General features: G+C 72.7%; 10 protein-coding genes. 2 read left to right on the top strand and 8 right to left on the bottom strand.

Annotation, left to right across the window (positions count from 1 at the left end):
• Positions 1–176: 176 nt before the first annotated feature.
• On the bottom strand, positions 177–2,297 hold the full coding sequence (locus IE257_RS28925) for a DNA gyrase/topoisomerase IV subunit B (RefSeq protein WP_189972821.1): 2,121 nt from the start codon (positions 2,295–2,297) through the stop codon (positions 177–179).
• 448 nt (positions 2,298–2,745) lie between these two features.
• Here IE257_RS28925 and IE257_RS28930 point away from each other — a divergent pair, with 448 nt between their 5' ends.
• Positions 2,746–2,979, top strand: a complete 234-nt coding sequence (locus IE257_RS28930) for a DUF7455 domain-containing protein (RefSeq protein ID WP_030016583.1) — start codon at positions 2,746–2,748, stop codon at positions 2,977–2,979.
• Between the two features lie 109 nt (positions 2,980–3,088).
• Here IE257_RS28930 and IE257_RS28935 read toward each other — a convergent pair whose 3' ends face one another.
• From IE257_RS28935 to IE257_RS28965, 7 genes are all read right to left on the bottom strand, one after another.
• The gene (locus IE257_RS28935; protein ID WP_189972822.1) at positions 3,089–4,015 is read right to left on the bottom strand and encodes a serine protease; all 927 of its coding nucleotides are present in this window, start codon (positions 4,013–4,015) and stop codon (positions 3,089–3,091) included.
• A 110-nt stretch (positions 4,016–4,125) separates the two neighbouring features.
• The gene (locus tag IE257_RS28940; protein ID WP_268251444.1) at positions 4,126–5,706 is read right to left on the bottom strand and encodes an RNA polymerase sigma factor; all 1,581 of its coding nucleotides are present in this window, start codon (positions 5,704–5,706) and stop codon (positions 4,126–4,128) included.
• 373 nt (positions 5,707–6,079) lie between these two features.
• Positions 6,080–7,024 (bottom strand): FadR/GntR family transcriptional regulator, encoded by a 945-nt coding sequence (locus tag IE257_RS28945; RefSeq protein ID WP_308278895.1) that lies wholly within the window; start codon positions 7,022–7,024, stop codon positions 6,080–6,082.
• Positions 7,025–7,160: 136 nt separating this feature from the next.
• The gene (locus IE257_RS28950; RefSeq protein ID WP_189972825.1) at positions 7,161–8,942 is read right to left on the bottom strand and encodes an ATP-binding cassette domain-containing protein; all 1,782 of its coding nucleotides are present in this window, start codon (positions 8,940–8,942) and stop codon (positions 7,161–7,163) included.
• 137 nt (positions 8,943–9,079) lie between these two features.
• Complete coding sequence (locus tag IE257_RS28955) at positions 9,080–9,826, bottom strand: NUDIX hydrolase (RefSeq protein WP_189972826.1); 747 nt, start codon at positions 9,824–9,826, stop codon at positions 9,080–9,082.
• 120 nt (positions 9,827–9,946) lie between these two features.
• On the bottom strand, positions 9,947–11,935 hold the full coding sequence (locus IE257_RS28960) for a glycogen debranching N-terminal domain-containing protein (RefSeq protein WP_189972827.1): 1,989 nt from the start codon (positions 11,933–11,935) through the stop codon (positions 9,947–9,949).
• 203 nt (positions 11,936–12,138) lie between these two features.
• Positions 12,139–13,404, bottom strand: a complete 1,266-nt coding sequence (locus IE257_RS28965) for a DUF4192 domain-containing protein (RefSeq protein WP_189972828.1) — start codon at positions 13,402–13,404, stop codon at positions 12,139–12,141.
• A 121-nt stretch (positions 13,405–13,525) separates the two neighbouring features.
• Here IE257_RS28965 and IE257_RS28970 point away from each other — a divergent pair, with 121 nt between their 5' ends.
• Complete coding sequence (locus IE257_RS28970; RefSeq protein WP_189972829.1) at positions 13,526–15,685, top strand: RecQ family ATP-dependent DNA helicase; 2,160 nt, start codon at positions 13,526–13,528, stop codon at positions 15,683–15,685.
• The last annotated feature ends 156 nt before the right edge of the window (positions 15,686–15,841 follow it).

The following is a 15,841-nucleotide window of genomic DNA, read 5'->3' on the forward strand; positions in this document are numbered from 1 at the left end:
GAACTCTCCTTGTCCGCTGCCGCATTGGCTGCGTGCCCACAAGGATGTGCGGAATCGGCCCTTTCCGGACTGGTGTACCGGCGCTCTTCACTCCAACAGGTGATGGAGCGAAGGGCGCCGGTGTGCCGTGTCGCCTTCGGTGCCCGTCTCTGCCGGTGGGTCCGGCAGCAGCCGGATCAGGCGTCGATGCGCGAGCGGTCCAGGGTCGCCGCGGAGCTCGTGATGAACTCCTTGCGCGGGGCCACCTCATTGCCCATGAGCAGGTCGAAGACCTGCTCGGCCGAGTCCAGGTCGCCGATGTTGATCCGGCGCAGGGTGCGGAAGCGGGGGTCCATGGTGGTCTCCGCCAGCTGGTCCGCGTCCATCTCGCCGAGGCCCTTGTAGCGCTGGATCGAGTCCTTGTACCGGATGTTCTTGCGCTGGTACTCCAGCAGGGTCTGGCGCAGCTCGTTGTCCGAGTACGTGTAGACGTACTTGTCCTGGCCCTTCTTCGGCTGGACCAGCTCGATCCGGTGCAGCGGCGGTACGGCCGCGAAGACCCGGCCGGCCTCGACCATCGGACGCATGTACCGCTGGAAGAGCGTGAGCAGCAGGCAGCGGATGTGCGCGCCGTCGACGTCGGCGTCCACGAGCAGCACGATCTTGCCGTACCGCGCGGCGTCGATGTCGAAGGTCCGGCCCGAGCCGGCTCCTATGACCTGGATGATCGCCCCGCACTCGGCGTTCTTGAGCATGTCCGAGATCGAGGACTTCTGGACGTTGAGGATCTTGCCGCGGATGGGCAGGAGCGCCTGGAACTCCGAGTTACGGGCGAGCTTCGCGGTGCCGAGGGCGGAGTCGCCCTCGACGATGAAGAGCTCGCTGCGGTCGACGTCGTCGCTGCGGCAGTCGGCCAGCTTGGCGGGGAGCGAGGAGGTCTCCAGCGCGGTCTTGCGTCGCTGCGCCTCCTTGTGCTGACGGGCCGCGATCCGGGTCCGGGCGGCCGCGACGATCTTCTCCATCACGGCGCGGGCCTGCTGCTTGTCGTCGCGCTTGGTGGAGGTCAGGAAGGCCTTGAGCTCCTTGGCGACCACGGCGGCGACGATCCGGGTGGCCGCGGAGGTGCCGAGCACCTCCTTGGTCTGGCCCTCGAACTGCGGCTCGGCGAGGCGGACGGTGACGACGGCCGTCATGCCCTCCATCGCGTCGTCCTTGACGACGTCGTCCTCGGCGACGCGCAGCAGCTTGGCCGAGCGCAGGACCTCGTTGACGGTCTTGGCGACCGAGCGCTCGAAGCCGGAGACGTGGGTGCCGCCCTTGGGGGTGGCGATGATGTTCACGAAGGACTTGACGTTGGTCTCGTACCCCGTGCCCCAGCGCAGGGCGATGTCCACGCCGAGCTCGCGGGTGACCTCGGTGGGGGTCATGTGGCCGCGGTCGTCGAGGACCGGGACGGTCTCCTTGAAGGTGCCCGTGCCGGTCAGGCGCAGGACGTCGCAGGCGGCCTTGTCCTGGGCGAGGTACTCGCAGAATTCGCTGATGCCGCCGTCGAAACGGAAGGTCTCCTCGGTCTTGCCGGCCCCGTCGATGCCGCGCTCGTCGCGGACGACCAGGGTCAGGCCGGGGACGAGGAAGGCGGTCTGGCGGGCTCGCTGGTAGAGCGTCTCCAGGTTGAGCCGGGCGTCCTTGAGGAAGATCTGGCGGTCGGCCCAGTAGCGGACCCGGGTGCCGGTCTTGCCCTTGGCGACCCGCTTGACCTTGCGGAGACCGTTGGCCGGGTCGAAGGGGCTCTCGGAGCCCTGCTCGGTGAACATTCCCGGCACGCCGCGGCGGAAGCTGATGGCGTGGGTCGCGCTGTTGCGGTCGACCTCGACGTCGAGGCGGGCGGAGAGGGCGTTGACCACGGAGGCGCCGACGCCGTGCAGGCCGCCGGAGGCCGCGTACGAGCCACCGCCGAACTTGCCGCCTGCGTGCAGCTTGGTCATGACGACCTCGATGCCGGACAGGCCGGTCTTGGGCTCGACGTCCACGGGGATGCCGCGGCCGTTGTCCCGGACCTCGACGGAGGCGTCCTCGTGGAGGATCACCTCGATGTGGTCGCAGTAGCCGCCCAGGGCCTCGTCGACGGAGTTGTCGATGATCTCCCAGAGGCAGTGCATGAGGCCCCGGCTGTCGGTCGAGCCGATGTACATGCCGGGACGCTTGCGGACGGCCTCCAGCCCCTCGAGGACGAGCAGGTGCCGCGCGGTGTAGTTGGAACCGTCCCGGTCTGCTCCGGACAGCAGCGCGCTGGAAGGCACGGACGTGTCGGCGGTCACGCAGTTCGCTCCTCGCTGAATTTCTTTTCTGGCCCGGTGGGGCGCAGGGGTGGCTCGGGTGCCGCTCGAAGGGTACCGAGGCCAGGTAGAGCCGATGCAACGCCACCCTCGCGCATTCTTCAGCCTAGTGCAGATCCGCACGGATGTTCGATCCCCCAGGCGGGTGAAGGAAACATCACGTTCCCTTCCGCGCATGAACCATTTAGGGTTCGGGCACGTCCTCATGAACAACCTGGCACTCTCGCCGGGGGAGGATGGAACTGCAACAAGCGCACGACTGACAACGCGAAACCGTAAAGCAACGCAATACGGCTCCTTCGCCGCCAACCGGCAACAGCCGGCCAGCTTCGGAAGGAAGTTTCGAGGAAAAGCCGCGAGCGGGAACGTTTTCGGCCTGGTTGGATGTTGACCCTGGTACGACAGCTCGTCGAGCTAGAGAAGAGGCGACGTGACTACTGTTCTGACACCCGCGACCCCGCTGACGGCCGCTGACCGATGCGACCGTTGCGGCGCCCAGGCATATCTGCGCGTCGTCCTGCTGAGCGGCGGTGAACTGCTCTTCTGCGCCCACCACGGTCGCAAGTTCGAGCCGGAACTCAAGAAGATCGCCGCGGAAATACAGGATGAGACCGAGCGGCTCACGTCCGCTCCGGCTGCCAATGCCGAACCCGAGGACCGCTGACACAAGGCCTGCACCTCGCATCCGACGAGCCAGGACCGGCTAGGCCGGTCGACGGGCGGCACCCCTGAGACCCAGGGGTGCCGCCCGTCCTCACGTCCGCAGCCCTCGGCTACCGCGTGCGATGCCCCTGTACGGGCCCTACGGCGGGCGCGGAGGCCCTGCGGGACCCCCACCGGACCTCCTGCACCTTCCCGGCCTGCGAGCCCGCCTGCGGGGCCAGCACGAAGTCGACCAGCGGGGCGATGCGCGTGTAGACGCCGGGACTGTCGGCGCGGCCGCATCCCCGCCCCCACGAAACCAGGCCGATGAGCCGTCCCTGCGCCACCAGTGGCCCACCGCTGTCGCCCTGGCAGGCGTCCTTGCCGCCGTCGCCGTCCCCGGCGCACACCATGGACTCGGGGCGGTACTGCCCGTCCGCATCCCCGGGATAGGCACGTACGCAGACCTCGTCCGCCAGTACGGTCACCGCAGCGGCCCGGAGCGCGTACGCGTAGTCACCGAAGCCGCTCGTGTCGCCCCAGCCGTACACCGCCGCCTCGGTTCCCGCCCCGTAGGCCCCGTGCCCGGTCTCCGCCATGGGCAGCACGTGGTGCGCCGGCACGGGCTCGGCCAGCTCCAGGACAGCGAGGTCCCCGGCATTGCTCACGGGGTCGTAGGCCGGGTTCACCCTTGCCCCGCGCACCGCGATCTCCCGGCCGTCGGCCGCCCTGAGCTCCGTACGCCCGGCGATCACCCGGAAGTCCGCCACGGATTCGACCGGGCCACCGAGCACCTGGGTGCCCAGACAGTGCGCCGCGGTCAGCACCCTCGTCGGGGCCACGACGACACCGCCGCAGAACTGCCCGCCGCGCGTACCCCCGAACCGGTCACGGCTGGCGAGGGCGACGACCCAGGGGCTGTCGGCCACCTTCACCGGCTTCCCGCCGATCACCACACTGTCCGCGGCCGCCTGCGGCACCTGGGCGAACGGCGCCGCGGCCGCTCCCGCCGCCAGGGTCAGCGCTCCCGCCAGAGCACGGGCAAAGGGACGACGCATGAGGCCTCCTGACTCCGAGTGTGCATGACTCCACCCAGAGTGGGATGCCCGGTGGCCGAGCGCACCCGCGCGGCCACCGTCGCACCGTCGCACCGTGGAAAGCCGGCCGGTCAGTCCAGGTAGTCGCGCAGCACCTGGGAGCGGGACGGGTGCCGGAGCTTCGACATCGTCTTCGACTCGATCTGGCGGATCCGCTCGCGCGTGACCCCGTAGACCTTGCCGATCTCGTCGAGCGTCTTGGGCTGGCCGTCCGTGAGGCCGAAGCGCATCGAGACCACGCCCGCCTCGCGCTCGCTCAGGGTGTCGAGCACCGAGTGCAGCTGCTCCTGCAGCAGCGTGAAGCTCACCGCGTCGGCCGGGACGACCGCCTCGGAGTCCTCGATCAGGTCACCGAACTCGCTGTCCCCGTCCTCGCCCAGCGGCGTGTGCAGGGAGATCGGCTCGCGGCCGTACTTCTGGACCTCGATGACCTTCTCGGGGGTCATGTCGAGTTCCTTGGCCAGCTCCTCCGGGGTGGGCTCGCGGCCCAGGTCCTGGAGCATCTGGCGCTGCACGCGGGCGAGCTTGTTGATGACCTCGACCATGTGCACCGGGATGCGGATGGTGCGTGCCTGGTCGGCCATGGCGCGCGTGATCGCCTGGCGGATCCACCACGTGGCATAGGTCGAGAACTTGTAGCCCTTGGTGTAGTCGAACTTCTCGACCGCGCGGATCAGACCCAGGTTGCCCTCCTGGATGAGGTCCAGGAAGAGCATGCCGCGGCCGGTGTAGCGCTTGGCGAGGGAGACCACGAGGCGGAGGTTGGCCTCCAGCAGGTGGTTCTTCGCGCGGCGGCCGTCCTCGGCGATGATCTCCAGCTCGCGCTTGAGCTTGGGCGCCAGCTTGTCCGAGTTCGCGAGCTTGTCCTCGGCGAAGAGGCCCGCCTCGATGCGCTTGGCGAGCTCGACCTCCTGCTCGGCGTTGAGGAGGGGGACCTTGCCGATCTGCTTGAGGTAGTCCTTGACGGGGTCGGCGGTGGCGCCGGCGACCACGACCTGCTGGGCGGGGGCGTCGTCCTCGTCGTCGGAGATGACGAAGCCCTTGTTCTCCCCGCCCTCCTCCTCTTCCTCGGCCTCGGCCTTGGCGGCGTCGGGACCCTCGTCCGAGGCGTCGTGCTCGGCGCCCTCGTCCGCGTCCTTCTTGGCGGCGGTCTTCTTGGCCGCCGTCTTCTTCGCCGCGGTCTTCTTGGCGGCGGTCTTCTTGGCCGCCGTCTTCTTCGCCGCGGTCTTCTTGGCGGCGGGCTCCGTTCCGGGCTCCCCCGCGATCGCGTCCACGGTCTCCGGGTCTGCCGCTGCGGCTGCCGGGGCCGCGGTGGCCGCGGGCTGCGCTGCCGTCGTCCCGGCCGCGGTCTTCTTGACGGTCTCGGTGGCCGTCCGCTTGGCCGGGCTCTTGGCTGCGACGCTCTTGCGGGTGGTGCGCTTGGGCGACTCCGCGGCACTGACCATCAGCGTCACACCCTCTTCCTCGAGGATCTGGTTGAGGCTGCGCAGAACATTCTTCCACTGGGTCGCAGGAATCTGGTCAGCCTCGAAGGCCCGACGCACGTCATCGCCGGCGATCTGCCCCTCGGCCTTGCCCCGCTCGATGAGCGCCATCACAGACTCGGAATCGGCGATCTCCGGCGGGAGCGTACGGGATGTGCTGGCCGACACGAACAACCTCTCGGAACGATGGGAACGGCTTCCGACCCCGGGCCTGGTGGTGCTGGACCGGAGCCGACGACCACCGACCGGGGATGGGCCGGCGGCGCGGGCAGGGGCCGGGGAGCTGCACAGCACCCCCAAGGGCTGCTGTCTTCCCTCCCTCGGCCATCACCTCTTAAGTCATCGCGTGACCTCGCAGAGCGTTACGCCCAATCTTCGTGGCCCGAGTCACACCCCGTGCGCACCCGTGCCGGTCATAGCGTCGCACCCGATGCCCCGCCGAGGCGGAACCGCCGCGAAAGAGGGCCTCACACAGGTGTCGCCGGACCCGACCGGGCCCGGCGACACGTCCTGCACCCCCGCGCCCCCGCGCGTCCGCCCGTCAGTGCTCGCGCGGGGCGGGGACCACGCGCTCGACCTCCGGATGAACCGTCAGGAGCTGCCGCATGGCGTTCTCGGCGCCCGTCGCGTCGCCCGCGGCGAGGGCTTCGACCATCCGCGCGTGGTGCGCGACGCAGGTCTCGCTCGGGCGGTCGCAGGCGGTGATCGGGCTGCCGGAGACCTGGAGGGCGGCGGAAACGATGCCGGAGAGGTGCTCCAGCATGCGGTTCCCGGCGACCTGGATGAGGAGCGCGTGGAACTCGTGGTCGGCGCGCGCGAAGGTGATCGCGTCCCCCTGGCCGAGCGCGTGACCCATGATCTCGACCATGTCGGTGAGGCGCTGCTGGATGTCCGGCCGGCCGTGGCCGGCGGCGAGGCGGGCCGCGAGCGGCTCGATGGTCAAGCGGAGCTCACCGAGCTCCCGGCGCTGGTCGTCGCGCTGGGGGCCGAAGGCGCGCCATTCGATGATGTCGGGGTCGAGCAGGTTCCAGTCGGCGACGGGGCGGACCCGGGTGCCGACGTTGGGGCGGGCGCTGACGAGGCCCTTGGCCTCCAGGACCCGCAGGGACTCGCGGACGACCGTACGGGAGACCTCGAATCGCTGGCCGATCTCCTCGGGGACCAGCGGGCGGTCCGCGCCGAGGTCTCCGGAAACGATCATCTGGCCGAGCTGCTGGACGAGTTGGCCGTGCAGTCCGCGTCCGCGGCTGCCTGCCGCGCGGCGGCCCACGCGGCTCAACTCGATGTCGGCACCGTCCCAGTGGGGTACGCCGACGCGGTCGGACCCGGGGGTCTCCGCGTAGGGGTAGCGGTCGAGTTCGCCCGGGCCGGCGAGGCCGGAGTCGGCTGCATGGCGGGCGGCGGTCATCATGGTGTGCGCAAGGGTACTCACGAATCCTTTGTCGGCCGTGCCTCCACGACCCTTGAGGTCTTTGGTGAAAAGCACACGAAAGGGTGATCGGTGCCACCTACGCAATTGACGACTTATCGTAAAGAATCGGGCCCTTTGTGGGGAGTTGCGGTCCGATTGACGTGACACGGACCGCAACGATCCGTCCGGGACTTCTCCCGAACCGGAACGATCACCAACGGACCCGGCTGCGCAGTCCGGTGAACCCATAGGCGCACAACAGGACCATCAGCGACAACACGAGCGCGGTCCCGACGGGTTGGGCCATCACCCGCAGGGCGCCCACCAGCAGGCGGTCGACCTCCGGCGGCCACTGACCCCAGGTCAGGGCGCGCAGCCGCGACCCGAGCCCGGTCGACGGGTACGCGGACGTGCCCTCCAGTGCCTTGCGCACCAGCGGAACCACCATCACCGGTACGGCGAGCACCGCGGCCAGTCCGGCGGTGGCGGACCGGAAGACGCCGGAGGCCAGTACGCCGGCCCAGGCGCAGCCGATGAGCAGCCCGGCCCAACTCGCCGCCGGGGAGAGCCACTCCACCGGAGTGCGCAGCGGGCCTCCACCGAAGACCAGCGCGAGCGCGGCGGCATCGGCGACCACGGTCAGGGCGCCCAGCAGCAGGGCGAGGGCGGCGCAGACGCCCAGCTTGGCGGTGAGCAGCCCCATCCGGCGGGGCACCGTGCCGCGGTCGGCGGCGAGTGCGGGGTAGCGGTACTCCTCGCCGAAGGCCAGCGCGCCGAGCAGTCCCGCGCCCAGGGCGGCGGGCGGCAGTGGCAGCAGTTCGGGCCAGGCGGCGAGCAGCCGGTTCTGCGGGGTCTGCCCGAGCCGGGCCAGTACCAGGGCGGTGAGCACCGAGACCGCGACCACGAGGGCGGCGGTGAGGACGGGGGTGGCGGTCCCGAACGCCCGGAGCAGCTCGTAGCGCAGGGGCCTCAGCGGGCCGCCCACGCGGCGCACGGCCGAGGCCGGGCGCCCGGAGCGGAGCTGCCGGGGGTGCTCGTAGCCGGTCTCGGCCGGGGCCGCGCCGGTCTCCGGCGGGGTCCCGACCTCGGTGCGGGCGGCCGGGACCGGCGCCGTCGGGGCACCGGAGTCGCCCGTCTCGTCGGCGAGCTGGTGGACCAGCACGCCGTGCCGGAACGCCGCCTCGCCGACCTCGGCGCAGTTGCTGCCGTACACCGACAGGCGGCTACCGCTCTCCGCGACGATCTCCACCGAGCGCCGGGCGGCCCGGGCCTCCCGGCCCAGCACGTCGGCCAGTCGGGCCGCGTGCGGGGTGCGCACGGCGACCCGTGGCCGCAGCCGGGTCCGGGCGAACTCGGCCGCGTCCTGGTCGGCGACGAGCCGGCCCGCCTCGATGCTGACGACACGGTCGGCGCTGCGGGCGGCTTCCTTGGCGTCGTCGGTGGTGAAGAGCACCGCTCCGCCGAGGGAGGCGTGGCCGCGCAGCAGCCCGTGCAGCCAGCCGCGTTCGCGGGGGGAGAGTCCGGCGCCGGGCTCGTCGAGCAGCAGGGTGCACGGATCGGCGAGCAGCGCCGAGGCCAGTGCGACGCGGCGCTCCATGCCGAGCGAGAGGGAGCCGAGCCGCTGGTCCCGCAGTCCCCCGATGCCGACGACCTCCAGCATGGTGTCGGCCCGCGAGGCCGGCACCCCGGCGGCGGCGCAGAGCATCCGCAGCTGGTTGCGGACGGTCCGCGCGGGGTTGCCGGGGACGTCGCCGAGGAGTACTCCGACCTCACGGCCGGGGTGAGGGATCCGATGCAGCGCACGGCCGCGGAAGTAGGTGACGCCGCGGCCCGGTTCGAGTTCGAGCATGAGGCGCAGGGCGGTGGTCTTGCCCGATCCCGGCTCGCCGAGCAGGGCGGTCACATGCCCCGGGCGGGCCTCGAAGGTGAGGTCGTCCACGAGGGGCGGGGCGTCGGGGCGGTTCTTGCTGGTGAGTCCGATGGCCTGGAGCATCGCTTCTCTCGCGGGGGGTGAGACCGCTCAGCGGCAGGGTGGGTACCGCAAGCAAGATAACGCGATATGTCCGATTTTCGACGCAACCGGTCCGATGGGCTGCCCATACTTCCGCAGTCGCCGAGTGTGGCGCGGCGTCAGACTTCCGGACGCAGCATCGGAGGGTTGAGGAGGGTGGCCCCGCCCGCGCGGAACAGCTGGGCCGGCCGCCCGCCCTGACGTGTCGTCGTCCCTCCGGCCGGCACCAGGAACCCGGGGGTGCCGGTGACCTTGCGGTGGAAGTTGCGCGGGTCGAGGGAGACCCCCCACACCGCCTCGTAGACCCGGCGCAGCTCGCCGACGGTGAACTCCGGCGGGCAGAAGGCGGTGGCAAGGGAGGAGTACTCGATCTTCGAGCGGGCCCGCTCGACACCGTCGGCGAGGATCCGGGCGTGATCGAAGGCCAGTCCTGCGGAGTCCTCGCCCGTGTCGGCCAGTACCTCGTCGACCGGGGCCCAGCGCGCGCTGTTGGCATCGCCGCCGGCCCGGGGCGCAGGCAGGTCCGGAGCCAGCACCAGGTGCGCCACGCTGACGACGCGCATCCGCGGATCCCGCTTCGGATCACCGTAGGTGGCCAGCTGTTCGAGGTGCGCGCCGTTGCCCGCGCCGGGCAGGGCCGGGTCGTGCGCGCACAGGCCGGTCTCCTCGGAGAGCTCCCTGGCGGCGGCCCCCGCCAGGTCCTCGTCCCCGCGGACGAATCCTCCGGGCAGCGCCCAGCGCCCCTGGAACGGCTGCTCACCTCTCCGGACGACCAGCGCGCACAGCGCGTGGCGCCGCACGGTGAGCACGACCAGGTCGACGGTGACGGCAAAGGGCGGATAGGCCGACGGGTCGTAGGGCGACATGCGGCGATCATAGTCGTCTGCCTGACGATAAACAGCGCTTTGGTGACCTTGAAGACACTGTCCCGGAGGCAGGAGCGCCTCGGCCGGGCCCCCGCCCCGGCCCGGACGGGGCGAGCGGGCTCAGCCTCCCAGTTGGAGCGCATCGGCCGCCTCCTCCACCATGCCGAGGCCGAGCCGGCTGATCCGGACGGCGAACGGCGCCCCCGCCACGCGCAGGCCCGAGAGCCTGAGCGCACCCAGCGGCGCCCCGGGGAGAGGGACGAGAGCGACCGTACCCGCGCGGGCGTCCGGGCGGATTCCGGCGAGGGCCGTCAGCGCGTGGACCCCGGCCGCCGCGGCCACGGCCGCCGGGCGGCAGGCCGCCGGATGCGGCACCGGGGCACTGCCCGCGGTGCGCTGCTCGGCGGCGAACATCTCCGGCAGCCGGTACCCGAAGCTCTCCGCCGCGTCCAGCAGGCCCTTCAGCAGGCCTGCGGCTTCCTTCTCGAACCCCGCCCCGGCCAGGCCCGCCACGGCCACCGCGCTCTCGTACGCCCGCACGGCTCCCGAACGGTGGCCGAACGGATTGTGGCCCGGCTCCTTGAGGGCCATGCTCCTCAGTCCCCATCCGGAGTCCATGGCGGGGGCTCCGAGCAACCGGGCCAGCTGCTCGGCGCGCGTCCGGTCCAGGAGCCCCGGGGCGAGTAGGCCGCCGCCGATCAGTCCGGTGTCGAGCAGGTGGGCGGCGGCCCCGGTGAGCCGCGGCAGCGGCCGTCCATCGGGGTGCAGGGCCGAAGCCGGCCGGCCGCCGTCCGGACCGTCGATCCAGAACCCGGCCCGGAACCGCTCGCGCAGCGCGGCCGCCCGCTCCCGCCACTCCTCCGCGCCGGGCCGCCCGCAGGCGGCGAGCAGGTCGGCTCCGAGGACGGCGGCCCGGTGGGCGTGGGCCTGGGTCTCGCAGCGCCGCGGCCCCGGAGCGGGGTCGGCCAGGAGGCCGTCCTCCCCGAGCGCGCCGCGCAGCCAGTCGAGGCACCGCTCGGCGGCCGGCAAGAGCCGGGCCACTTCCTCCTCCGGCATGCCCCAGAGCCGGGCCTCGGCCAGCACCGCGGGGAAGGCGAGGGTCGCCTCCGTGCCGGTGCATCCCGGTGGAAGCTGCGCGCCCGCTCCGCGCAGCGGGCCCGGAATCTTCCCGAGGTCGGGCCCGCGCTCCTCGGTTTGGGTCCGGGCGAGGATGCGCAGGGTGGCCGCCGCGAGACCGGTGCCGAGCGGCAGTGCCATCCGGGCGGCCCAGAGCGATTCCGCCGGGGCCAGGCCCAGCCGCCACGGAGCACCCGCCGCGGCGAAGGCGTCACCCGGCACCTCGGGATCCCTCAGGAGCAGGGCGCCCAGGTCCTCGACGCTGGTGCGGAACCACGCCTCGGCCCTCGGCTCGTCGCCCTCGGCCCGGGCGTCGGCCAACGGGTTCGCCACCTGTCCGGCGGGGGCCCGCACCACCCGGTGCTGCGTGGTCCGCAGCTCGATGGTGCGGGATTCGCCGGGGGCCAGTTCGAGCTGCCAGCGCAGCAGCCCCGCCGAGGCCAGCGCGTCGTCGGGCGGCGGCTCGGCGGCGGTCACTGCCTGGGCCTCGCCGGTGCTCCAGCGCAGCCCGGCCGCGTGCACCCCGGCGGGCAGCTCGGGTCCGGCCCGACCGGCGGCCACCGCGGCGAGTTCCGCCAGGTCGGTGCCGAGCAGCACTTCCACGGGCAGGCGTACCGGCCGGGCCGTGAAACTGCGCAGGGTGATCCGCTCGGTGCCGTCCGCGTGCCGGATCCGTTCCACTCCGATGTCGGGGTCGGGACCGGGCTCGGCCCCGGTACGCACGGTCGCGGTGAAGGCCGCCCGGTCAGCGCCGAGGCTGCGCCCCTGCACCGCGACCGGGTCCCGGCCGCCGACCCGCAGCACGCAGCGGGAGAGCAGCCGGCGCCCGGATCGGTAGATCCCCTCGATCCCCCGCCCGGTCAGCTGGCCGTGCTCCGGGGAGATGACCAGGCAGGGCGCGGCGACGCAGATGACGGCTCCGTGCACGGGCGGCAGTTCGGACCGGCGGGCGGCGGGCACGCCGGCCGGGCGGGTAGGTGCGGGGTGAGACATGTGTCGCCTTGTCTGCGCTCCGGTCGGTTCAGCTGGGCGGCGGTGCGGCCGGGCCCCCACCACCCCCCAGCTGAACGCCCCCGACCCCGCCCGGGTCACGGGCCGGGGCGCCGACCGGGCGTGCCGGGGGGCGGGCCTGCGCCGCCGGGGCGTGCCCGGGGCGCACCGGAGCCGCCGCCCCCGGCCGCCGCACCGGCCGGCGTTCACTGCCCGCTCCCCGCTGTGCGGCGCGACCCGCGGCGCGGGGCCGTCCGGCCCCGTCGGCCCGGAGGGCGGGTACCGGCCGAGGAGCGACCTCGCCGCGGCTCCCGGCGGCGCCGCTCCTCCCGCAGGCACTCCCGCAGCCCCTCGGGGTCGATTCCCTCGTTGCAGGCGTGGTGGAGCAGCTGGGCGAAGCGGTACTCGGCGTCCGCCTGCAGGGCCAGGCCGAAGGCGATCCGGGCAGTCGGCTCGTCCCCCATAGACCAGCAGACCCAGCCGGCGAGGGTGAGCGGGGCCGCGGCGTGCTCCGCGTACGCCCCGACGCAGCGCCGGGCCAGGGCTCGCCACAGGCGCAGGGCCGGGGCCGCCTCCTCGTCCTCCATCCACTCGGCTGCGATGTCCCGGATCTCGCGGTCCTGGAACCCGAGGATCAGCGAGGCGGCCTCGTCGTGGCCGAGCAGCGCGTCGTCCCAATCATCGGCGTGTGCCCCGCCCTCGACGGGCGGGGCCAGCGTCATCCGCCGCATCAGGGTCCGCGCCAGAGCGATGGTCTCGACGCCGACCTCCTCCCGGGTTGCCCCGTCGAGGATCCTCGGCATCAGAGCGGCGGCGGCCCGGTCGAGGGCCCGTTCCGCCTCGTCGGCCACGGCTCCGCGCAGCGGTGCCAGCCTGCCCTCGATCTCCTTGAGGGAGCCCCGGACCTGGAGCCCGGCGAAGGTGGCCGTCGCGGCCAGTACCGAGGTGCCGACGGCGGCCAGCCGGGTGCCCTCGGCCGGGCAGCACCGCTCGTCGGGGCAGACGTAGGACCAGAACCGACCGGCGGACAGGCACAGGGCCTCCAGCACGGGCACGTCCAGTGCGCCGCAGGCCAGCCGGATCCGCTGGGCGAGCGGCCGCAGGCGGTCCATCACCCGGCGGCCGTTCTCCTCACCGGTCGGCTCCTGGCAGAGGTAGACGACGATGCCGTCGGGCTTGCCGGCGCGCCGTTCGCTGCCGCGGATCAGGCAGTCGGCGACCTGCCGGGCGGTGTCCTCCCATTCTGCGGGGGTGCTCGGGATGCCGACGCGGAGCCGGCCGCCGAAGCGTCCGCCCTCGCCGTGCACGGCGACCATCACGAGGGAGTCGGTCGGGTGGAAGCCGAGCATGTAGGGCAGCGCGTCGGCCAGTTCGGCCGGGCTGCGCAAGGTGATCTGAGGTCCGGTGGCGGCACCTGCCGGGCTGATGGAGGGCCGGTCGGAGGGGATGCGTGATTCGTGGTTGTTCGTCATGCCACGAAGGTCCCGCGCATGATCCGATCCCGAAAGCCCTGTGGATAACTCCCGGCGCCACTTGTCCACAGGCGCGGAGCGGCATTGGTGCGATGTCGGAGGCATCAGGTTGCATGGGGGCATGAACGCAGACCTGAGGTCCTCGGCCGACTCCGTACTAGCCCGTCTCGTGGGCGACCCCACGGGCGCCGCCAGGCTGCGCGAGGACCAGTGGCGGGCGATCGAGGCCCTGGTCGCGCACAAGCGGCGGGCGCTGGTGGTGCAGCGCACCGGCTGGGGCAAGTCCGCGGTGTACTTCGTCGCCACCTCGCTGCTGCGGGCCGGCGGCGCCGGCCCCACCGTGATCGTCTCCCCGCTGCTCGCCCTGATGCGCAATCAGGTCGAGGCCGCGGCCCGGGCCGGGATCCGCGCCCGCACCATCAACTCCGCCAATCCCGAGGAGTGGGAGGGGATCCAGGCCGAGGTCGCGGCCGGTGAGGTCGACGTCCTGTTGGTGAGCCCGGAGCGGCTCAACAACCCCGACTTCCGGGACCAGGTCCTGCCCAAGCTCTCCGCCGCCACCGGCCTGCTCGTGGTGGACGAGGCTCACTGCATCTCCGACTGGGGGCACGACTTCCGCCCCGACTATCGCCGGCTGCGCACCATGCTGGCCGACCTGCCGCCGGGCGTTCCGGTGCTCGCCACCACCGCCACGGCCAACGCCCGTGTGACCGCCGACGTCGCCGAACAGCTGGGCACCGGGGCCGGCACCGACGCCCTGGTACTGCGCGGCCCGCTGGACCGGGAGAGCCTGAGTCTGGCGGTGCTGACTCTGCCGGACGCGGCGCACCGGCTGGCCTGGCTCGCCGATCACCTCGGGGACCTCCCCGGCTCCGGGATCATCTACACGCTGACCGTCGCGGCCGCCGAGGAGGTCACCGCGTACCTGCGCCACCGCGGCCACACCGTGTCCTCGTACACCGGCAAGACGGAGAACGCCGACCGCCAGCAGGCCGAGGACGACCTCCAGGCGAACCGGGTCAAGGCGCTCGTGGCCACCTCCGCCCTCGGGATGGGCTTCGACAAGCCCGACCTCGGCTTCGTGGTACACCTTGGCTCGCCCTCCTCCCCCATCGCCTACTACCAGCAGGTCGGCCGTGCCGGCCGTGGCGTGGAGCACGCGGAGGTCCTGCTGCTGCCCGGCCGGGAGGACGAGGCGATCTGGCAGTACTTCGCCTCGGTGGCCTTCCCCCCGGAGGAGCAGGTGCGCCGGACGCTCGACGTCCTGGCCCAGGCCGGCCGGCCGCTGTCACTGCCCGCCCTGGAACCGCTCGTCGATCTGCGCCGGACCCGGCTGGAGACCATGCTCAAGGTGCTCGACGTCGACGGCGCCGTGCACCGCGTCAAGGGCGGCTGGACCTCCACGGGCGAACCCTGGGCGTACGACTCCGAGCGCTACGCGTGGGTCGCCCGCCAGCGGGCCGCGGAGCAGCAGGCGATGCGGGACTACGCCGCCGCCACCGGATGCCGGATGGAGTTCCTGCGCCGCCAGCTCGACGACGAGGAGGCCGCGCCCTGCGGCCGCTGTGACAACTGCGCCGGAGCCCGGTTCACCGCGGAGGTCTCCACCACCGCGCTGGACACCGCCCGCGGCGAGCTCGGCCGTCCCGGCGTGGAGCTGGAGCCGCGCAAGATGTGGCCGACCGGGCTCGCGGCGGTCGGCGTCGACCTCAAGGGACGCATCACCGCCGGTGAACAGGCCTCGACGGGCCGGGCTCTGGGCCGGCTGTCCGACATCGGGTGGGGCAACCGGCTGCGCCCGATGCTCGCCCCGCAAGCCCCGGACCAGCCGATTCCGGACGACGTCGCGCAGGCTGTCGTCGCGGTACTGGCGGACTGGGCCCGGGGCCCCGGCGGCTGGGCCTCAGGAGCGCCGGACGCCCCGGCCCGGCCGGTGGGCGTGGTCTCCCTGCCCTCGCGCAGCCACCCCCAGCTGATCGGTTCGCTGGCCGCGCGGATCGCGGAGGTCGGGCGGATGCCGCTGCTCGGCACGGTCGCGTACACGGATCAGGCACCGGAGTTCGGGTCGGTCTCCTCGAACAGCGCGCAGCGGGTGCGGGGGCTCCACCAGTCCCTCACCGTGCCCCCGGCACTGGCCGAGGCGCTGGCGCAGGCCGCAGGCCCTGTGCTCCTCGTGGACGACCGCGCGGAGAGCGGGTGGACCCTCGCGGTGGCCACCCGGCTGCTGCGGCGCGCAGGCGCGAATGAGGTGTTCCCGCTGGTGCTGGCGCTTCAGGGATAGCCGAATGCGTCAACTTCGGCGTGGCGGGGCAAGGATATGAACGGCATACCGGCGAATTCCGGTCGGCGGCGTCAATTGCTCGTTGCCGCACGCTCTCAAGCCACGCGAGAATTGGGGTGCTCCCGCTCGGCTCCTCGGCACCCTCCTGGGCCGCGC

This window comes from Streptomyces avidinii (assembly GCF_014650695.1).
Lineage (GTDB): Bacteria > Actinomycetota > Actinomycetes > Streptomycetales > Streptomycetaceae > Streptomyces > Streptomyces avidinii.